Annotated in this window: 16 protein-coding genes and 3 tRNA genes; 13 read left to right on the forward strand and 6 right to left on the reverse strand. The window is 73.6% G+C overall.

The features are described 5' to 3' along the window. Nucleotides 1–6 precede the first annotated feature (6 nt). The 4 genes from ACI793_RS10870 (at nt 7) to ilvC (ending at nt 6,555) form a co-directional block, all read left to right on the forward strand. Nucleotides 7–2,637 carry a putative bifunctional diguanylate cyclase/phosphodiesterase gene (locus ACI793_RS10870; protein ID WP_456606392.1) on the forward strand — a complete coding sequence of 877 codons (2,631 nt, stop codon included), beginning with the start codon at nt 7–9 and terminating at the stop codon, nt 2,635–2,637. A 348-nt stretch (nt 2,638–2,985) separates the two neighbouring features. Next, nucleotides 2,986–4,854, forward strand: a complete 1,869-nt coding sequence (locus ACI793_RS10875) for an acetolactate synthase large subunit (RefSeq protein ID WP_456606393.1) — start codon at nt 2,986–2,988, stop codon at nt 4,852–4,854. After that, the gene (ilvN, locus tag ACI793_RS10880; RefSeq protein WP_456606394.1) at nt 4,854–5,381 is read left to right on the forward strand and encodes an acetolactate synthase small subunit; all 528 of its coding nucleotides are present in this window, start codon (nt 4,854–4,856) and stop codon (nt 5,379–5,381) included. Before ACI793_RS10875 ends, ilvN begins: the two co-directional genes overlap by 1 nt. Nucleotides 5,382–5,529: 148 nt before the next feature. Then, nucleotides 5,530–6,555: a ketol-acid reductoisomerase gene (ilvC, locus tag ACI793_RS10885; RefSeq protein WP_456606395.1), complete on the forward strand. Its 1,026-nt coding sequence runs from the start codon at nt 5,530–5,532 to the stop codon at nt 6,553–6,555. Nucleotides 6,556–6,619: 64 nt separating this feature from the next. On the opposite strand, the gene ACI793_RS10890 is transcribed toward ilvC, so the two are convergent. Further along, nucleotides 6,620–7,198 (reverse strand): DUF805 domain-containing protein, encoded by a 579-nt coding sequence (locus tag ACI793_RS10890; protein WP_456606396.1) that lies wholly within the window; start codon nt 7,196–7,198, stop codon nt 6,620–6,622. Between the two features lie 152 nt (nt 7,199–7,350). Here ACI793_RS10890 and serA point away from each other — a divergent pair, with 152 nt between their 5' ends. Together serA and ACI793_RS10900 are read left to right on the forward strand one after the other, a co-directional pair. Then, nucleotides 7,351–8,964, forward strand: coding sequence for a phosphoglycerate dehydrogenase (gene serA, locus ACI793_RS10895; protein WP_456606397.1), 1,614 nt, complete (start codon nt 7,351–7,353; stop codon nt 8,962–8,964). Nucleotides 8,965–8,980: 16 nt separating this feature from the next. Further along, nucleotides 8,981–10,003 carry a 3-isopropylmalate dehydrogenase gene (locus tag ACI793_RS10900; RefSeq protein WP_456606398.1) on the forward strand — a complete coding sequence of 341 codons (1,023 nt, stop codon included), beginning with the start codon at nt 8,981–8,983 and terminating at the stop codon, nt 10,001–10,003. A 123-nt stretch (nt 10,004–10,126) separates the two neighbouring features. Here ACI793_RS10900 and ACI793_RS10905 read toward each other — a convergent pair whose 3' ends face one another. After that, nucleotides 10,127–10,528 carry a hypothetical protein gene (locus tag ACI793_RS10905; protein WP_456606399.1) on the reverse strand — a complete coding sequence of 134 codons (402 nt, stop codon included), beginning with the start codon at nt 10,526–10,528 and terminating at the stop codon, nt 10,127–10,129. A 176-nt stretch (nt 10,529–10,704) separates the two neighbouring features. Here ACI793_RS10905 and cimA point away from each other — a divergent pair, with 176 nt between their 5' ends. Then, the gene (gene cimA, locus ACI793_RS10910; RefSeq protein WP_456606400.1) at nt 10,705–12,297 is read left to right on the forward strand and encodes a citramalate synthase; all 1,593 of its coding nucleotides are present in this window, start codon (nt 10,705–10,707) and stop codon (nt 12,295–12,297) included. Nucleotides 12,298–12,318: 21 nt separating this feature from the next. Here the strand turns inward: cimA and ACI793_RS10915 are convergent, their stop codons facing one another. The 3 genes from ACI793_RS10915 to ACI793_RS10925 form a co-directional block, all read right to left on the reverse strand. Beyond that, on the reverse strand, nt 12,319–12,768 hold the full coding sequence (locus tag ACI793_RS10915; protein ID WP_456606401.1) for a hypothetical protein: 450 nt from the start codon (nt 12,766–12,768) through the stop codon (nt 12,319–12,321). A gap of 44 nt (nt 12,769–12,812) precedes the next feature. After that, nucleotides 12,813–13,232: a putative quinol monooxygenase gene (locus tag ACI793_RS10920; RefSeq protein ID WP_456606402.1), complete on the reverse strand. Its 420-nt coding sequence runs from the start codon at nt 13,230–13,232 to the stop codon at nt 12,813–12,815. A gap of 72 nt (nt 13,233–13,304) precedes the next feature. Continuing rightward, complete coding sequence (locus ACI793_RS10925; protein ID WP_456606403.1) at nt 13,305–13,685, reverse strand: VOC family protein; 381 nt, start codon at nt 13,683–13,685, stop codon at nt 13,305–13,307. A gap of 44 nt (nt 13,686–13,729) precedes the next feature. Here ACI793_RS10925 and ACI793_RS10930 point away from each other — a divergent pair, with 44 nt between their 5' ends. From ACI793_RS10930 to ACI793_RS10955, 6 genes are all read left to right on the forward strand, one after another. Next, a complete protein-coding gene (locus tag ACI793_RS10930) occupies nt 13,730–14,548 on the forward strand; it encodes a fumarylacetoacetate hydrolase family protein (protein ID WP_456606404.1) in 819 nt (272 codons plus the stop codon). 41 nt (nt 14,549–14,589) lie between these two features. After that, nucleotides 14,590–16,056: a glutamate--tRNA ligase gene (gltX, locus tag ACI793_RS10935; RefSeq protein WP_456606405.1), complete on the forward strand. Its 1,467-nt coding sequence runs from the start codon at nt 14,590–14,592 to the stop codon at nt 16,054–16,056. Beyond that, a complete protein-coding gene (locus ACI793_RS10940) occupies nt 16,053–17,024 on the forward strand; it encodes a CPBP family intramembrane glutamic endopeptidase (RefSeq protein WP_456606406.1) in 972 nt (323 codons plus the stop codon). Before gltX ends, ACI793_RS10940 begins: the two co-directional genes overlap by 4 nt. 65 nt (nt 17,025–17,089) lie before the next feature. Further along, nucleotides 17,090–17,161, forward strand: a tRNA-Gln gene (locus ACI793_RS10945). A gap of 47 nt (nt 17,162–17,208) precedes the next feature. Continuing rightward, nucleotides 17,209–17,281, forward strand: a tRNA-Glu gene (locus tag ACI793_RS10950). Nucleotides 17,282–17,379: 98 nt separating this feature from the next. Beyond that, nucleotides 17,380–17,452, forward strand: a tRNA-Glu gene (locus ACI793_RS10955). Between the two features lie 55 nt (nt 17,453–17,507). On the opposite strand, the gene ACI793_RS10960 is transcribed toward ACI793_RS10955, so the two are convergent. Then, nucleotides 17,508–19,961, reverse strand: coding sequence for a glycoside hydrolase family 3 protein (locus ACI793_RS10960; protein ID WP_456606407.1), 2,454 nt, complete (start codon nt 19,959–19,961; stop codon nt 17,508–17,510). Nucleotides 19,962–19,988 lie beyond the last annotated feature (27 nt).

Below are 19,988 nucleotides of genomic sequence, written 5' to 3' on the forward strand. Positions count from 1 at the left end.
TGCACCGTGGACCCGCGCCGCTGGTGGTTGCTCGCGGTGGCTGCGCCGGCGTTCCTCGCCTGCGCTGCCGCCGCCACGACGCCTGCCCTCCGTGACCTCGGCGACCTCGCCGTCGTCCTCGTCGGCCTGATCGCCTCGGCGGTCCTGTGGACCGCCGGCCGTCGCCCGGGCCGGCCACCGGCCTGGCGGTTGTTCGCGATCGCGCCGCTGTTCCCGGTGCTCGGCGCCGTCCTGGCGTCCGTGGTCGACGCCGCCGATGCGCTGGACCGGGTGGTCGTCCGCTGGGTGCCGACGGTGCCCGGCTACGTGATCGCCGTCGTGGCGCTGCTCGGGCTCGCCGGCCGGTCCCGCCTGCTCTCCGGACGCCGCGCGGCCACGGAGGTTGCGCTGTTCCTGACCTCCTGCCTCGTCGCGGTCCGGCTGCTCGTCACCGGCCCGGTCGGCGCCTGGTCCGGGATGGAGCTGCCCGAGCAGGTCGTCCTCGGCGCCGCCGTCGTCGTCACCTCGGCGACCATGACCGCCGCTCTCCTCCTGCTCGGCGTCGTGGAGCCGGCCCGCCGGCGCATGGCCGTCGTGCTCCTGGCCGGTACGGCGCTGCTCACCAGCGGCCGCGGGCTGGGCACCTCCGCCGTGCTCTCGGACAGCGTCACCTTCAGTGCGATCGCCCGCTTCCTGGTCGTGGGCGGGCTGCTCCTGCTCGCCCTCGCCGTCCTGCTCGACCCCGGCTGGAGCACACCGGCGCCTTCCGCGAGGGGGCTGCGCCGCTCGGTGGACGTGGGCCAGCTGCTGCCGATGGGCGCCCTGCTCGTGGCCGTCGCGGCCGCGGGGGCGGTCCGGCTGCTCGGCTCGCACCTGGACCTGTTCACCTGGGCCGGGCTCCTGCTTGCGGTCCTGCTCGCCCTGGTGCACCGCTGGACCACCGCGTGCCAGGAGCACCACCTCACGGCACGGCTGCGGCGCAGCGAGGCCTACTTCCGGTCCCTGGTGCACTCCGGCGTCGACGCCGTCGTCATCCTCGACGACGCGCTGCGGGTCACCTGGGCCTCCCCGGCCCTGGAACGGGCCCTCGGGCCCGCGGCAGCGCAGCTCGTCGGGCGCCCCCTGCTGGACGCCGTGCACCCGGAGGACCAGGCGGCCGTCGCCGACGCGCTGTCGTCCGACGCGGAGGCGCCGCCCCTGGTGGGGCTGCGGCTGCGGGACGCCGACGGGGTGTGGCGCTGTCTGGAGGCCGGTATCGCGGACCTGCGCGGTGACCCCGACGTCGGTGCCGTCGTCGTGCAGTGCCGGGACATGACCGAGCGGCAGGACCGCGAGCGCTCGCTGCAGAGCGTCGCCTACACCGATCCGATGACCGCGCTGCCCAATCGCGCCGGCATGCTGCGGCTCCTCTGCGAGCGGCTGGCCTCGCCCGCGGCCGACGAGGAGCGCGGCACCCTGCTGATGGTCGAGCTCGACGGCATCCTGGCGGCCCGGCAGCACGCGGGCCGGGACGTGGTCAGCGCGGTGGTCGCCGAGGTCGGCCGCCGGCTGCGGGCCACCGTGCGCGGTGAGGACGTCGTGGCGCGCCTCGGTGGCGGGGCCTTCGCCGTGCTGGCCGCGGGCCGGGGCGCCGACGCCGACCGGCTGGCCGGCCGGATCCTCTCGGTCGTCGAGCAGCCGATCCTGACCGCCGCCGGCATCGTCGACCTCAGCGCGTGCGTGGGCCTGGTCGAGCTCGAGACCGGTCTCGCCGTCGAGGAGGTCCTCGCCCGGTCCGACCTGGCCCTGCGGGCGGCGAGCGACGCCGGTGCCGGCATGGCGCAGCGCTACCGCCCGGCTCTGGGCGAGGCGGCTGCGCGCCGCGAGCAGCTGCGCGACGACCTCCGCTCGGCGCGTGCCCGCGGTGAGCTGTTCCTCCTGTTCCAGCCCGTCGTGTCCCTCACCGACCAGAGCGTGGCCGGGGTGGAGGCGCTGCTGCGCTGGCGGCACCCGACGCTGGGGGAGATCCCGCCGGCGGAGTTCCTGCCGCTGGCCGAGCAGTCCGGCCTCATCGGCGAGCTGCAGCGGTTCGCCCTGGAGGAGGCGGCGCGCGCCGGCGCCGCCATGCCCGAGTCGGCTGCCGGCGTGCGCATCGGGATCGACGCGCCCGCCGGGTACGTCGCCACCGGGGCGATGGTCGCCGACGTGGAGGCCGCGCTGCGCGCCTCGGGGCTCGCCCCCGAGCGGCTGGTGCTCGAGATCGGCGACGGCACCGTGACCTCCAGCGAGGAGCGCGACGGGCTCGACGTCTCGACCCTGCGGCTCATGGGCGTGCACGTGGCCCTGGCCGGCTTCGGTGGCGACTCCTCGATGCTCACCCACCTGACCAAGCTGCCCATCGACATGGTCAAGCTCGACCGGGCCTTCGTGTCGCGGATCGACCGGGACCCCACGACGCGGGCGCTGTGCGAGTCGATCATCGGCATCGGGCGCGCACTGGGCATGGCGGTCGTGGCCGAAGGAGTGGAGACCTCCGCGCAGCTGGCCGTCCTGAGCGGCTTCGGCTGCCACTTCGCGCAGGGCTTCCTGCTGGCCCGGCCGATGCCGCTGGAGCAGCTGATGGGGCTGCTCTCCGAGGCGGCGAGTCCGGCGTGGCCCGGCCTGGTCGCGTCCCGCTGACGGGCGGCGCGCGGTGACCGCGGTGCCGGGCGCGGACCGGCCACGGCGCCCCGTGCCGCCCGCCCGGGCGGCGCTCGCACCGGAAATGGACACACGAGTCCACTCCGTGGGACGCGTCGGTTGACGACCGGGCCGATCGGGGCGCACAGTGTGCAGGTGCCCCACGCCTGCCTGCTCGTCGACGGCTGCCGCCGCAGCCTCCTCGTAGTTCCCTAGCGCGCCGGTCGTCCCCGACCGACGCGCTGACCCCTCCGTGCCTGTGGCACGAGGGGTTTTTTGTTGCCCGACAGCTGTCGACGACCCGCCGGCACCCGCACTCGTCCCGCACGGCCCAGGAGAGACGCCGAGATGACCACCAGCCAGAGCGAGTCCGCCACCCGCGAGGCCGCCGCCGCCCTCACCGGCGTCGAGACCACGGCCCGCTCCCTCGAGGAGGCCGCGGTCGAGCCGGCCGCGGGCATCACCGGGGCGCAGAGCCTCGTCCGCTCGCTGGAGGCCATCGGCGTCGACGTCGTCTTCGGCATCCCGGGCGGCGCCATCCTCCCGCTCTACGACCCGCTGTTCGACTCGAAGGTGCGCCACGTGCTGGTGCGCCACGAGCAGGGCGCCGGGCACGCCGCGACGGGCTACGCCCAGGCCACCGGCCGCGTCGGCGTCTGCATGGCCACCTCCGGCCCGGGCGCGACCAACCTGGTCACCCCGCTGGCCGACGCCTACATGGACTCGGTCCCGATCGTGGCCATCACCGGCCAGGTGCCCAGCGGCTCGATCGGCACCGACGCCTTCCAGGAGGCCGACATCCGCGGCATCACGATGCCGATCACCAAGCACAACTTCCTGGTCACCGACGCCGCCGACATCCCGCAGCGCATCGCCGAGGCGTTCCACCTGGCCTCCACCGGCCGCCCCGGCCCCGTGCTGGTCGACGTCCCCAAGGACGTCCTGCAGGCGACGACGGACTTCGCCTGGCCGCCGCGGATGGACCTGCCCGGCTACCGGCCCACGACCCGGCCGCACGGCAAGCAGGTGCGCGAGGCCGCGGCGCTGATCGCCGGCGCCCGCCGCCCCGTGCTCTACGTCGGCGGCGGTGTGCTCAAGGCCGGCGCCACCGCGGAGCTGGCGGAGCTCGCCGCCCTCACCGGCGCCCCGGTGGTGACCACGCTGATGGCCCGCGGAGCCTTCCCCGACAGCAGCCCCCAGCACCTGGGCATGCCGGGCATGCACGGCACGGTCGCCGCAGTGACCGCGCTGCAGAAGTCCGACGTCCTCGTCGCCCTCGGCGCACGCTTCGACGACCGGGTGACCGGCCAGCTGTCCACCTTCGCCCCGGACGCGCTCGTCGTGCACGCCGACATCGACCCGGCCGAGATCGGCAAGAACCGCAAGGCCGACGTGCCGATCGTGGGCGACGCCAAGGAGACGATCGGCCAGCTGGTCACCGCGCTGCGCGCCGAGCACGAGTCGGGCCGCAGCCCGGACCTGGCCGACTGGTGGACCCAGCTGGACACCTGGCGGGACCGCTACCCCCTCGGCTACGACGAGCCCGAGGACGGCGCGCTGTCGCCGCAGTACGTCATCGAGCGGCTGGGCGCGATCGCCGGCCCCGACGCGATCTACACCTCCGGCGTGGGCCAGCACCAGATGTGGGCCGCGCAGTTCATCAAGTACGAGAAGCCCGGCACCTGGCTCAACAGCGGTGGCCTCGGGACGATGGGCTACGCCGTCCCCGCGGCGATGGGCGCCAAGCAGGGCTGCCCGGACACCACCGTGTGGGCCATCGACGGCGACGGCTGCTTCCAGATGACCAACCAGGAGCTGGCCACCTGCGCCATCGAGGGCATCCCGATCAAGGTCGCCGTCATCAACAACGGCAACCTCGGCATGGTCCGGCAGTGGCAGACCCTGTTCTACGAGGGCCGCTACTCCAGCACCAAGCTGCACGCGCAGAACCCGGACGGCACGCCCAAGCCGGTGCGCATCCCCGACTTCGTGACGCTGGCCGAGGCGCTGGGCTGCGTGGGCCTGCGGTGCGAGAGCAAGGACGACGTCGACGCCGTGATCGAGAAGGCCATGGCGATCACCGACGCCCCGGTCGTCATCGACTTCATCGTCGGCTCCGACGCCCAGGTGTGGCCGATGGTGGCCGCCGGGGCGAGCAACGACGACATCCTGGCCGCGCGAGACGTGCGGCCCGTCTTCGGAGAGGGTCAGGTCTGATGCCCCGCCACACGCTGTCCGTGCTGGTCGAGAACAAGTCCGGTGTCCTGGCCCGGGTCTCGGCGCTGTTCAGCCGCCGCGCCTTCAACATCGAGTCCCTCGCCGTCGGGCCGACCGAGAACCCGGGCCTGTCGCGCATGACGATCGTCGTGGACGCCGAGGCCTCTCCGCTGGAGCAGATCACCAAGCAGCTCAACAAGCTGGTGGAGATCATCAAGATCGTCGAGCTGGAGACCGGGGCCGCGGTGCAGCGGGAGCTCCTGCTCGTCAAGGTGCGCGCGCCGCTGGCCGAGCGCACCCAGGTGCTCCAGACCGCGGAGCTCTTCCGGGCCCGGGTCATCGACGTCAACCCCGAGACGGTGACGCTCGAGGCCACCGGCACCCCGGACAAGCTGCAGGCGCTGCTGGCCGTCCTGGCGCCCCTGGGCATCAAGGAGATGGCCCAGTCGGGCACCGTGGCCCTGGGCCGCGGGCCGAGGTCCATGTCGGGCACCGGTACCTTGCGCCCGGTCGAGCGCACCGCGTGACGACAGCCCCGGGAGCATCGCAGCGAGGAACGAGCGAGGAGCGGACCGGGGCGCGGAGTCGCGCAAACAAGACCGCCTGATCCACCCGCTCCGCACCACCGATCCGCTTTACCGCGGTAAAGCAGAACCGAAGGGAACAGCACTCAGCATGGCTGCCGAGATCTTCTACGACGACGACGCCGACCTCTCGATCATCCAGGGGCGCACCGTCGCCGTCCTGGGTTACGGCAGCCAGGGGCACGCGCACGCGCTGTCCCTGCGTGACTCGGGCGTCGACGTCCGCGTCGGCCTGCCCGAGGGCAGCAAGAGCCGGGCCAAGGCCGAGGCCGAGGGCCTGCGCGTGGTCACGCCCGCCGAGGCGTCCGCCGAGGCCGACCTGATCATGATCCTGGCGCCGGACCACGTGCAGCGGACCCTCTACACCGAGTCGGTGGAGCCGAACCTGCAGGACGGCGACGCGCTGTTCTTCGGCCACGGCTTCAACATCCGGTTCGGCTACATCCAGCCCCCGGCCGGCGTCGACGTCGCCATGGTCGCCCCCAAGGGCCCCGGCCACCTGGTGCGTCGCGAGTTCGAGAACGGCAAGGGCGTGCCCTGCCTCATCGCCGTCGAGCAGGACGCCAGCGGCAGCGCCCAGGCCCTCGCGCTCTCCTACGCCAAGGCCATCGGCGGCTCGCGCGCCGGCGTCATCAAGACGACGTTCGCCGAGGAGACCGAGACCGACCTCTTCGGCGAGCAGGCCGTGCTCTGCGGTGGCGCGAGCGCGCTGATCACCGCCGGGTTCGAGACCCTGACCGAGGCCGGCTACCAGCCCGAGGTCGCCTACTTCGAGTGCCTGCACGAGCTGAAGCTGATCGTCGACCTCATGTACGAGGGCGGCATCGCCAAGCAGCGCTGGTCGGTCTCCGACACCGCCGAGTACGGCGACTACACCTCCGGTCCCAAGGTCATCGACGCCCGCGTCAAGGAGTCCATGAAGGACGTCCTCACCGCCATCCAGGACGGCTCGTGGGCCGCGGCCTTCATCGCCGACCAGGACGCCGGCGCCCCGGACTTCAAGGCCAAGCGGGCCGCCGCCGAGGCGCACCCCATCGAGGAGACCGGGCGCAAGCTGCGCGGCCTCATGAGCTGGGTCTCGGCCTCGGACGACTACACCGGCACCGCCGCGCGCTGACCCGCGCACACGGAACGGGCCCCGTCACCTCGCGGTGACGGGGCCCGTTCTGCGTCCTGCCGGCTCAGTAGCCGTAGCCGCCGGCGGCCTGGTACTTCGGCGAGGGGCCGTGCTGGTTCGGGCCGGGCTGGCTGTCCTGGACGAAGAAGACGATCAGGACGATGAAGCCGATCAGCGGCACGAGCCCGATCAGCAGCCACCAGCCGGACTTGCCGGTGTCGTGCAGCCGCCGCACGCCGACCGCCAGGCTCGGGATCAGCAGCGCCAGGGAGAGCAGCAGGCTGAGGATGCCCATGCCGGCGGTCACCTCGCTGCCGATCGCCAGGTCGATGATCGAGGTGACGATCGAGGCGAGGAACGAGGCGAGGGCGAACCACCAGTACTCCGACCGGCGGGCGCGCCCGGTGAACGTGGCGTACTGCGTGAGGACGCTGCGCACCGCCGTGCCGATGTCCATCATCGGGGTGCTGGCGGCCGGGGCGTCGTAACCCGGGGCCGCGGGGTAGGGCTGGCCGTAGCCGGGGGCCTGGCCGTACTGGGGCTGCTGGCCGTAGCCGGGCTGCTGCTGCGGGGCGCCCCAGGACTGTCCGGGGTCGCCTCCGCCCTGCGGGTACTCGGGGCCGCTGCCGGTCGGGTTCGTCACGAGGCGTAGTCCTCCTGGTCAGTGGGGCCCCACCGAGTCGGCGGAGCGCTGGCGCGCGGAGTCTAGGGGCCCCGAGCGACCGGAAAGGGTCCCGTGGCCGAACCGCAACCCGCTCGTGTGGGGATACCGGCCCGTCCCTAGGCTGCTGCGTCGTGACAGCCATCGCGCCGGGGACCCCGCCCGTCGTCGTGATCGCCGAAGAGCTGGCCCCGAGCGTCCTCGAGGTGCTGGGCAGCGACGTCGAGATCCGGCACGTCGACGGGGCCGACCGGTCCGCTCTGCTGCCCGCGCTCGCCGACGCGGCCGCGGTGATGATCCGCAGCGCCACGCAGATCGACGCCGAGGCCCTGGCGGCCGCGCCGAACCTCAAGGTCGTGGCCCGGGCCGGCATCGGCCTGGACAACGTCGACGTCGCCGCCGCCACGGAGCGCGGCGTGATGGTCGTCAACGCGCCGACGTCGAACATCGTCAGCGCCGCCGAGCACGCCGTCGCCCTGCTGCTGGCCGCCGCCCGGCAGATCCCCGCCGCCGACGCGACCCTGCGCGCGGGCCAGTGGAAGCGGTCGACGTTCATGGGCGTCGAGGTCACCGGGAAGACCGTCGGCGTCGTCGGCCTCGGCCGCATCGGCGTGCTGTTCGCCCAGCGGCTGGCGGCCTTCGGCGTCGAGCTCATCGCCTACGACCCCTACATCCAGCCCGGCCGCGCCGCCCAGCTCGGCGTCCGGCTGGTCTCGCTGGAGGAGCTGCTCCGCGAGTCGGACTTCATCTCCATCCACCTGCCCAAGACCCCCGAGACGCTGGGGCTGATCGGGGCCGAGCAGCTGGCGATGACCAGGAAGGGCGTCATCATCGTCAACGCCGCGCGCGGCGGGCTGGTCGACGAGGCGGCGCTGGCCGACGCCCTGCGGTCGGGTCAGGTCGGGGCCGCGGGCCTGGACGTGTACGCCACGGAGCCCTGCACCGACAGCCCGCTGTTCGGACTGCCGAACACCGTCGTCACCCCGCACCTGGGCGCCTCCACGACCGAGGCCCAGGACAAGGCCGGCACCGCCGTGGCCCGCTCGGTGCGGCTGGCGCTGCAGGGCGAGTTCGTGCCCGACGCGGTCAACGTCCAGGCCGGCGGGGTCGTCGCCGAGGACGTGCGCCCGGGCCTCCCGCTGGCCGAGAAGCTCGGCCGGGTGTTCACCGCCGTCGCCGGCGGCCTGGCCCAGTCGGTCACCGTCGACGTGCGCGGCAAGCTCGCGGAGTTCGACGTCGCGGTGCTGCAGCTCGCCGTCCTCAAGGGCGTCTTCTCCGACGTGATCGAGGAGCAGGTCACCTACGTCAACGCGCCGCTGTTCGCCGAGCAGCGCGGCCTCGAGGTGGCGTTGAGCAGCGACCCGGAGAGCCCCACCTACCGCAACCTGGTCACCGTGTGCGGCGCCATGGCCGACGGCCGCCAGGTCACGGTCTCCGGCACGCTCTACGGCAAGAACCAGGTCGCGCGGCTCACCGAGGTGGCCGGTTTCGAGATCGACCTGGCCGCATCCGGCCGGCTGCTGTTCTTCACCTACGCCGACCGGCCCGGCGTCGTCGGCGCCGTGGGCGCGGCGCTGGGGGAGGCCGGGATCAACATCGCCGGTGCCCAGGTCAGCCGCACGACGGAGGGCGGCGAGGCGCTGATGGCGGTGACCGTGGACAGCCCGGTCAGCCCCGAGCTGCTCGAGGACATCGCCGGCCGCATCGGCGCCCGGGAGGCCCGCGCCGCGGACCTCGACACCCTCTGACCTAGGGTCGATCCTCATGCGCCTGGCAGTGATCCCCGGAGACGGCATCGGACCCGAGGTCGTGGAGGAGGGGCTCAAGGTCCTCCGCGAGGTCGCCCCGGACCTCGAGACGACTCCCTACGACCTGGGTGCCGCCCGGTGGCAGCGCACCGGTGAGCTGCTGCCCGACACGGTGCTCGACGAGCTGCGTGACCACGACGCGATCCTGCTCGGCGCCATCGGCGACCCGAGCGTGCCGCCGGGCATCCTGGAGCGGGGCCTGCTGCTGCGGCTGCGCTTCGAGCTCGACCACCACGTGAACCTGCGGCCGGCCCGGCTGTTCGACGGCGTCCGCGGGCCACTGGCGGCCGAGGGGCCCATCGACATGCTGTGCGTCCGCGAGGGCACCGAGGGCCCCTACGTCGGCAACGGCGGCGTGCTCCGCAAGGACACCCCGCAGGAGATCGCCACCGAGGTCAGCCTCAACACCGCCTTCGGCGTCGAACGCGTGGTCCGCTACGCCTTCGAGCGCGCGGTCGCGCGGCCGCGCAAGCACCTGACGCTGATCCACAAGACCAACGTGCTCACCCACGCCGGTGGCCTGTGGTCGCGGATCGTCGAGGAGCTCTCCTCGGAGTTCCCGGACGTCACCGTGGCCTACCAGCACGTCGACGCCGCCTCGATGTTCTTCATCACCGACCCGGGCCGCTACGACGTGATCGTCACCGACAACCTCTTCGGCGACATCGTCACCGACATCGCCGCCGCCGTGACCGGTGGCATCGGGCTGGCCGCCAGCGGCAACCTCGACGCCTCGGGCACGAACCCGAGCATGTTCGAGCCGGTGCACGGCTCGGCCCCCGACATCGCCGGCCAGGGCATCGCCGACCCCACCGCCACGGTGCTGTCGGTCGGGCTGCTGCTGGAGCACCTCGGGCGCGCCGAGCAGGCGAAGAAGGTCAACGCCGCCGTCGCCTTCGACCTCTCCACCCGTGACCCGCAGCAGCAGATCCGCACCGCGCAGGTCGGCGACCGGCTCGCGGCGCTCGCCAGCGGCTGAGCTCCCCGGGCCGACGGGCTGAGCGCGTCGGTGGTCTCGCTGGGCGCGGAGTGCGACCTCGTGACCGAGGAGGAGGTCCGCGCGCGGCCGCGCGCGCGGGTCCTCGCTCGGCCGTAGCGAGGTTCAGCCTTCCGGCGGCTCCTCGCGGAGCAGGTCGCCGACCGGGACCGGCAGCAGCGCGCGGCCGGTCTCGCCGGGCGCGGGCCACTCCGGGCGCACCGTGCACCCGGTCGGGGCGGACTCGACCAGCACGACGGGCTGCCAGTCCCAGTCCTCGTCGGGCTTCCCGGCCGGGAGGAGTCCGGGCGGGAGGGGAGCCGGCAACCGCGCCCACCAGCGGCGGTCCAGGGCGGCCAGCCCCCGCGACCGCAGCACCTCGGTCGCCTCGTCCCCGGTGCCGGCCGGCGCGAACTGCGCGCCGGTGAGCAGCCGCGGCCGCACCCGGCCGTCGGCGCCGTCGGGCTCCAGCCAGCCGACCTGCTCGCCGTCGGCGCGGTGCACGGGGGTCCAGTCGGTCGGGATCACGGTGCGGCAGCCTGCCAGGGCCGGCGGGCGACGGCGCGTGCTTTACTCGTCGGCGATGTACGCCACCCGCACGATCATCATCGTTTAGCGCGCAGTCCCTCCCCGACTGCGCGCAGACCTCCCGTACCCGGGGGGTCTTTTTCGTGTTCGGGCCGGCCGCACCCCCGGGAGACACCGTGACCACCAGCGAGACCGACTTCCACGTCTTCGACACGACGCTGCGCGACGGCGCCCAGCGCGAGGGCGTCAGCTACTCCGTGGCGGACAAGCTCGCCGTCGCCCGGCTGCTGGACGAGATCGGGGTCGGGTTCATCGAGGGCGGCTGGCCGGGGGCGCTGCCCAAGGACACGGAGTTCTTCGCCCGTGCCCGCACCGAGCTCAAGCTGCGGCACGCCCAGCTGGTGGCGTTCGGGTCCACCCGCAAGGCCGGCGTCCGGGTGGAGGACGACCTGCAGGTCCGCGCGCTGCTGGACGCCGAGACGCCCGTGGTGTGCCTGGTCGCCAAGTCCGACGTCCGGCACGTCCGCGAGGCGCTGCGGACGACGCTGGAGGAGAACCTCGCGATGGTCGCCGACACCGTCGCCTTCTTCGTCGCCCACGGCCGGAGGGTGTTCCTCGACTGCGAGCACTTCTTCGACGGCCACGCCGCCGACCCCGACTACGGGGTGGCCGTGCTGCGGGCGGCGTTCGACGCGGGCGCCGAGGTCGGCGTCCTCTGCGACACCAACGGCGGCATGCTGCCCTCGGGCGTGGCCCGGGTGGTCGCCGACGTGCGGGCCCGGGTGGACGGCCGGCTCGGCATCCACTGCCAGGACGACACCGGCTGCGCGGTGGCCAACTCGCTGGCCGCCGTGGAGGCCGGCGTCACCCACGTGCAGGGGACCGCCAACGGCTACGGCGAGCGGGCCGGCAACGCCGACACCTTCGCGCTCATCGGCAACCTGGTCACCAAGATGGGGCTGCCCGTGGTGCCGGCCGAGTGCCTGCCGGAGCTGCAGCGGGTCAGCCACGCGATCGCGGAGCTGGCCAACATCGCGCCCGACGACCACCAGCCCTTCGTCGGCGCCTCGGCGTTCGCGCACAAGGCCGGGCTGCACGCGAGCGCCATCAAGGTGAGCCCCGAGCTCTACAACCACCTCGACCCCGCCGTCGTCGGCAACGACATGCGCATCCTGGTCACCGAGATGGCCGGCCGGGCCTCGGTGGAGCTCAAGGGCCGCGAGCTCGGGGTCGACCTCACCGGTCAGTCCGAGGCCATCGGACGGGTGGTGGACCGGGTCAAGGTGCTCGAGGCCGACGGTTGGTCCTTCGAGGCCGCCGATGCCTCCTTCGAGCTGCTGCTGCGCGGCCAGCTCCCCGACGCCCCCGCGCCGCTGTTCGAGCTGGAGAGCTACAAGACCTCGGTCGAGCACTGGGGCAACGGCGTCGTGGTCAGCGAGGCCACGGTGAAGGTGCACGTCGACGGCCAGCGGGTCATCAGCACCGCCGAGGGCAACGGCCCGGTCAACGCTCTGGACAACGCGCTGCGGCAGGCGCTGGTGCACCGGTACCCGCAGCTGGCCGACGTCGCCCTGGCCGACTACAAGGTGCGCATCCTGGGCTGGCGCGGCGGCACCGGTGCCACGACCCGCGTGCTCATCGACACCACCGACGGGGTGGGGGAGTGGACCACCGTGGGCGTCCACGCCAACATCGTCGAGGCCTCGTGGCATGCGCTCGTCGACGCGCTCACCTACGCGGTGCTCCGCCGGCCCGCCTCGGCCGGCTGAGCACTCAGAGCAGAGCAGGGGCTAGTCACGGACGTACTCGACCTGCTCGCACTCGCCTGCATAGTTGGCCGAGGGCGCGCCGTCGAGCTGGGCGCCGAGGTCGTCGACGAACACGAACCGTTCGCACTCGGAGCGGACCCAGCCCAAGGAATCGGACCCCTCGGAAGGGCTGTCGAACTGCTGCTCGACGATCTCGTAGCGTCCTTCGCCGAGCACCCGGAAGTGCGAACGCCCGTATTCGCCCTCGTCGCCGTACTGCACGAGGGTCAGCTCCGCCGGGCGGTCGGCCGCGTACGCCTCCTGGAAGCAGTCGAATGCGGCTCGGTCGGGATAGCCCTCGTCGTCCGGCTCGACGGCCCCACAGCTCGGGAGCTCCTCACGCTGGCCGAACCACGACGGCGGTTCGTCCGAGCCGCCGCAGCCCGCCACGGTCACCAGGCACGCGGCAGCCGGAACGAGGAATCGCCTCATGGCACCAGGACGTCCGGCGACCTCGCTCGGTTCCGGACGCCGGGTCAGCGGGGCTGGATCTCGCCCATCGGGCCCCAGCCGGAGACGTCGGGCGCGTCCACGTAGATGATCTGCGGCTGCGCGGCGACGAGGTCCGGTGCCTGCTCGACGAAGCGCTTGAACGCGTCCGTGCCGACGTGGGCCGCGCCGGCCTCGGCGTCGCGGAAGCCCTCGACGCAGACGAAGGTCTCCGGCTCCTCGAGGCTGCGCGACCACTCGAAGAACAGGCTGCCCTCCTCGGCGTTCACCGAACGGGCGTAGTCGGCGGCCAGCGCGGTCCACTCGTCGGCGCGCTCGGGACGGACGGGGAACTTCACGACGATGAGGATCACGCGGACATCGTCGCCCCGGGGCGGCCGCCCCTGCCACTCGCCGGCCCGCCGCAGCTCCGCCGTCGGCACGCGACGATCAGGGAACCTGATCATGCAGCGTCCTCCCTCACCGTGGGACGTGAGGGAGGACGCTCGACGATCAGGTCACCTGATCCCAGCGGAGCCTCAGACCGGGTCGAGGCGACTGCGCAGCAGGCAGAACTCGTTGCCCTCCGGGTCGGCGAGCACGTGCCAGTTCTCCTCGCCGGTCTGGCCCACGTCGGCGGGGACGGCGCCCAGGTCGAGCAGGCGCTGCAGCTCGGCGTCCTGGTCGCGGTCGGTCGGGTTGAGGTCGATGTGCAGGCGGCGCCGCCCGGGGGTGGGGTCGGCCACCGGTCCGAAGACCAGCGTCGGGGCCGCCCCGCCGAAGCCCTCGGCGGGGCCGACCTCCACCGAGCCGTCCTCCTCGCGGCCCAGCACCTGGTAGTCCAGCACCGCGGCCCAGAAGGCGGCCAGCGCCTCGGGGTCGCGGCTGTTGACGACGAGCTCGGAGAAACGGCAGGCCATGGGCGCAACGGTAGGGCCCCGGCAGCCGGGCTAGCCTCCTAGCTGTGCGCATCGTTCGTTTCGCCTCACCCCAGGGCATGTCCTTCGGCGTCCTCGACGGAGACGGCCAGGTGGCCCAGATCGAGGGCCATCCTTTCGGCCAGATCTCCTTCACCGGCGCCCGCTACGCGCAGGCCGACATCCGGCTCCTGTCGCCGATCCTGCCCAGCAAGGTGGTCTGCGTCGGCAAGAACTACGCCGACCACATCGCGGAGATGAAGGGGCTGACCGGCGACGCCCCGAAGGAGCCGCTGCTGTTCCTCAAGCCGTCGACGTCGGTCATCGGACCGGGCGACGCCATCCGCATCCCCTCGGGCAGCACGAACGTGCACCACGAGGCCGAGCTGGCGGTGGTCATCGGCGCTCGCGGCGCCCGCAACGTCTCCCCGGAGCAGGCCCTGGCCAGCGTCTTCGGCTACACGATCGGCAACGACGTCACCGAGCGGGACATGCAGAAGAGCGACGGGCAGTGGACCCGCGCCAAGGGCTTCGACTCGTTCTGCCCGCTCGGGCCCTGGATCGAGACCGACCTCCCGGGCGTGGGCCTGGACGCCGCCGACCTCGAGGTGACCTGCACCGTCGACGGCGAGCGCCGCCAGCACGGCCGCACCAGTTCGCTGATCTTCGACATCCCGACGCTGATCTCCTACATCTCGCGCGTGATGACGCTGCTGCCCGGCGACGTCGTGCTCACCGGCACCCCCGCGGGCGTCGGCCCGATCCGCGCCGGCCAGCGGGTCGAGTGCACCATCGAGGGGCTGGGCACGCTGGCCAACTCGGTCACCGACGCCGACGCCGTCTCCACCGCCGGCGGCGCCCGATGACGGCGGCTACGGATGTCCCGCCCACCGCCCCGACGGCCCCGGTGCGCACCCGGTTCTGCCCGTCGCCGACCGGCCTGGTGCACGTCGGGCTGATCCGGACCGCGCTGTTCAACTGGGCGCACGCGCGCCACACCGGCGGCACGTTCGTCTTCCGCATCGAGGACACCGACGCCGCGCGCGACTCCGAGGACTCCTACCGGCACCTGCTCGACTGCCTGCGCTGGCTCGGGCTGGACTGGGACGAGGGCCCGGAGGTCGGCGGCCCGTTCGGGCCCTACCGGCAGTCGGAGCGCTCCGACGTCTACCGCGACGTCGCGGCGAAGCTGCTCGAGTCCGGGCACGCCTACGAGTCCTTCTCGACCAACGAGGAGGTCGACGCCCGCCGCCGCGCCGCCGGGCAGGACCCGAAGCTGGGCTACGACAACCACGACCGCTTCCTCACCGACGCGCAGAAGGCCGCCTTCCGCGACGAGGGCCGTTCCCCGGTGCTGCGGCTGAAGATGCCCGACGAGGACCTGGTCTGGACCGACCTGGTGCGCGGCGAGGTGCGCTTCGCCGCCGGGGCGGTGCCCGACTTCGTGCTGGTGCGCGGCAACGGCGCGCCGCTGTACCCCTTCGTCAACCCGGTCGACGACGCCCTCATGCAGATCACCGACGTGCTGCGCGGTGAGGACCTGCTGCCCTCGACGCCCCGTCAGCTGGCGCTCTACGCCGCCCTCACCGACATCGGCGTCGCCCGGGGCACGCCCCGCTTCGGTCACCTGCCGCTGGTCACCGGCGAGGGCACGAAGAAGCTCTCGAAGCGGGACCCCACGTCCAACCTCGACGTCTACCGCGACCGCGGCTTCCTGCCCGAGGGTCTGGTCAACTACCTGGCGCTGCTGGGCTGGTCGATCGCCGAGGACCGCGACATCTTCTCCGTGGCGGAACTGGTCGAGTCCTTCGACGTCAGCCGGGTCAGCGCCAACCCGGCGCGCTTCGACCTGAAGAAGGCCGAGGCGATCAACGCCACCCACCTGCGGGCGCTGCCGGTCGAGGAGTTCAGCGAGCGGGTCGTGCCGTACCTGGCCGCCGCCGGACTCGTGGCCGAGCCGCCGACGGCCGAGCAGCAGCGGACGCTGGCCGCCATCGCGCCCATGGCGCAGGAACGCATGATCGTGCTCTCCGAGGCCGTGGGGCTGCTGGGCTTCCTCTTCGTCGAGGACGTCGAGATCGACCCGGCCGCCGCCGAGAAGCAGCTCTCCGGCGAGGGCGCCGTCGCCGTCCTCGACGCCGCGACGACGTCGCTGCGCAAGCTGGGGGAGTGGAGCACCCCGGAGATCGAGGCGGCGCTCAAGTCCGCTCTGGTCGAGGGGCTGGGCCTCAAGCCGCGGCAGGCCTTTGGGCCCGTGCGGGTCGCCGTGAGCGGGCGCACCGTCTCGCCGCCGCTCTACGAGTCGATGGAGCTGCTCGGGCGCGAGCGCACGCTGGCCCGGCTCACCGCGGCGCGCGCGGTCGCCGGCGGATGACCGCCGCGGCCCCGGAGGAGGCCTACGCCGGCCCGCCGCCCACGGTGCGGCCGGCGGCGGACCTGCCCGTCCCGGGTCCGCCGCCGCCGGAAGCGCCCGCGGAGCAGCCGGAGCCGGCCGCGCCCACGCCGTACCTGCTCGCCATGCGCACGGCCGGGTGGGCGTGGTGGCGACCGCTGGCGGGGTTCCTGCTGGTCGCCTTCGTCCTGGCCATCGGGTACGTGCTGACCCGCATCGCCGACCTGCTCACCGGTACCGGCGCCGACCTGGACCCGGTGCCGCTGACCTGGCGCGGCCTCCTGGTCACCGACCTCCTCCTCGCCCTCGCGCTGCCTGCGGTGCTGCTGGCCTGGCCCCTGGTGCACGGCGTCGGCCCGGGTCGCGGGCTCTCGGTCGCCGGGCGGTTCCGCTGGCCGCTGCTGGGCCGGTTCGCCCTCCTCGCGCTCGCCACCGTGGGCGGAGCCGTGGCGCTGGGCGTGGCGGGCGCCGTGCTCCTCGCCGGCCGGGAGGTGCCCGGGCCGGTACCGGAGCTGCCGTGGGTCCTGGTCGTCGGGCTGCTGACCGTGCCGCTGCGGGCCGCCGGGGAGGAGGTCCTGCTCCGGGGGTACCTGAGCCAGGCGGTGGCCGGCTGGATCGGGCGGCCCGGGGCGGGCGCCGTCGTCGCCGCGGTCGTCAGCGCGCTGTTCGGCGCCGCGCTGCACGGCGTCGACGACCGGACCGCCTTCCTCGGGCGGGTGGCTCTGGGACTGGCCGCGTCGGCCGTGGTGGTGCTGACCGGCGGTATCGAGGCGGCCATCGCCCTGCACGCGGTCTGCGGCGTCGTGGTGCTCGTGCTCGGGGCGTCTCTGGGAGAGGGTGCGGTCCCCGGTCTGGTGCCGGGTGGGCCGGGTGCGGTGTTCGTGCTGGTGGCTGCCGTCGGCCTGGCGGCGTTCGTCGGCCTGGTCGCCCGCCGGGGCACGCGGAGCTAGAGGGGGGTGCGCCGACCCCGGCGCACGTCGGGTATGGTTCTCTGCGGCGCCGTGAGAACGGCCCATGGGGTATGGGGTAATTGGCAGCCCGACGGTTTCTGGTTCCGTTAGTCTAGGTTCGAGTCCTGGTACCCCAGCGAGGAAGCGCCAGCTCCTCCGCTGCAGCACCACCGCAGCACTGCACGGCCCCGTCGTCTAGCGGCCCAGGACGCCGCCCTCTCACGGCGGTAGCGAGGGTTCGAATCCCTTCGGGGCTACAGCACACGAGAGCCCCCGACCGGCAACGGTCGGGGGCTCTCGCGCATCAGGCCCCCGTGCAGACCGGTCCGGGGGTCATGGCAGGATGTCGGTGTCCGGCCCCGTCGTCTAGCGGCCTAGGACGCCGCCCTCTCACGGCGGTAGCGAGGGTTCGAATCCCTTCGGGGCTACAACGCTCGAGAGCCCCCGACCGGCAACGGTCGGGGGCTCTCGGCGTTCCGGGCCTCAGGCCTCCAGGGCGAGGGTCGCCTCCAGCGGGAGCTCCACGGCGCTCGTGCCCACCCGCAGCCGGTGGTCGCCCGGCTCGTACTGCCAGCCGTCGGCCCAGTACGCCAGCAGGCGCGTGGGGACGGCGACCTCCACCCGGGCGGTCTCCCCGGCCGGGACGCGCACCGGAGCGGAGCCGACGAGCCAGCGGACCGGGCGGTCGACGGCGGAGTCGGGACGCTCGGCGTAGACCTGCACCACCTGCTTGCCGTCCCGTTCGCCGCGGTTGGCCACGGTCACGGCGACGGTCACGACCTCGCCCGCGCGGGCCGCCGGCGGGACGTCGACGCCGGTCACGTCGATCCGGGTGTAGCCGCGGCCGCTGCCGAACCAGTAGGCCGGTGCGGCCTCCTGCCGCAGCCACGCCCGATAGCCGATGTGGATCCCCTCGGCGTACTCGACGACGCCGGCGACCGGCGTGCAGGACAGCACCGGCACGTCGGCCTCCGCGGCCGGCCACGTGGTCGGCAGCCGCCCGCCGGGCTCGGCTCCGCCGAGCAGGACCTCGGCGACGGCGTTGCCGAACTCCTGCCCGCCGAACCAGCCGACGAGCAGCGCGGCGACGTCGTCCCGCCACGGCAGGAGCACCGGGGAGCCGGCGTTGACCAGGACCACGGTGCGCGGATTGGCGGCCGCGACGGCGCGGACCAGGTCGTCCTGCCGGCCCGGCAGGGCCAGCGTCCGGCGGTCGTAGCCCTCGGACTCGACGATCGAGTTGGTGCCGACGACGACGAGCGCGACGTCGGCCGCGGCGGCCGCCTCCGCCGCCTCGGCGATCAGCGCGTCCGCGTCGACGTCGGCCGGCTCGGTCCCCAGCCGCAGCGACATGGCCCGGGCGTTGAACCCGCGGCGCCGCCGTAGGTCGAACACCAGCCGGACGTCGACCGGGGTGCCCGCGTCCACGCGGAGCTCGGCCGACGCCGTCGGCGGGTTGGTGAAGGCCGCACCCAGGGCGTCCTCGGCCGGGCGGAGGCGCTCGTCGAGGAGGAGCTCGTCGTCCACGTGGAGCCGGGCCGAGCCGACCAGGGCGACACCGAGACGGACGACACCGTCCTCCGACGGGGTCCAGCGCGTCGTGAGCTCGAACTCGGCGGCCTCCTCGATCGGCACGTCGCTGCCGAAGTACACGAGGTTGCTCGAACGGCGGTCCTCCGCGAACAGTTCCGCGCCGTCCTCGTCGAGGAAGCGGGCGTGCAGGCCCGGCTCACCGGTCGAGGGGTTGGTCAGCTCGTGCAGCGGCAGCTCCACGACGCCGTCCTGCACCACGGCGCCGACGGAGTAGGTGACCTCGACGTCGGGCAGTGCGCGGCGCAGGCCCGCGAGCGGGGAGACGGTGTACTCCGGCACCACGGTCGCGCTGCCGCCGCCCTGGGTGCGCGCGGCGGCGGCGTTGTTGCCGATCACCGCGACCGACCGCAGGCCCGTGGCGTCCCACGGCAGCTCCCCGCGGTTCTCCAGCAGGACGGTGCCCTCGACGGCGGCCTCGCGGGCCAGCGTCACGCCGTCCTCCACCCAGACCGGGTCGGCGGGCTCCGTGCCCGGGAGCGCGCCCACCCGCTGCGCCAGCCGGAGGATGCGCAGCACCTTGCGGTCGACGTCGGCCTCGTCGATCCGGCCGTCGCGCACGGCCGCGACCAGCGCGTCGCCCCACGGGCCGGTCGGGCCGGGCATGACCAGGTCCTGCGACGCCGTCGCGGCCTCCAGGCTGCGCACGCCGGTCCAGTCGCTGATGACGACGCCGTCGAACCCCCACTCGCTGTTCAGCGGCGTCTCGAGCAGGTCGTTCTCGCTCGCGGTGGCGCCGTTGATCGAGTTGTAGGAACTCATGACCAGCCAGGCCCGCGCCTCGGTGACCGCCTTCTCGAACGCCAGCAGGTACAGCTCGCGCAGGGTGCGCTCGTCCGCGCGGACGTCGACCGTGAAGCGGTCGGTCTCGAAGTCGTTCGCGATGTAGTGCTTGGGGGTGGCGCCCACGCCGTTGTCCTGCACCCCGGTCACGTAGGAGGCGGCGAGCTCCGCGGTCAGCACCGGGTCCTCGCTGAAGCACTCGAAGTGCCGGCCGCCCAGCGGCGAGCGGTGCAGGTTGATCGTCGGGCCGAGCACGACGTCGACGCCCTTGCGCCGGGCCTCGACGGCCGCCGCCGCGCCGTAGCGGCGCGCGATGTCGGGATCCCAGGCCGCGGCCAGGGCGGTGGCCGAGGGCAGGTTCAGCGACGGGTCCCGCTCGTCCCACACCTCGCCCCGGACGCCCGAGGGGCCGTCGGACACGAGGATGCGGCGCAGGCCGATCTTCTCGATCGGCCAGGTGGTCCAGAAGTCGCGCCCGGTGAGCAGTTGCACCTTCTCCTCGAGGGTGAGTGCGGCGAGGGCGTCGGTGAGCCGGGGGTCCGTCGATGCGGCGGAGTGCGTCATGGGTCCGTTCTCGTCGGTCGGTGACGG

The organism is Blastococcus sp. SYSU DS0617 (assembly GCF_054051075.1).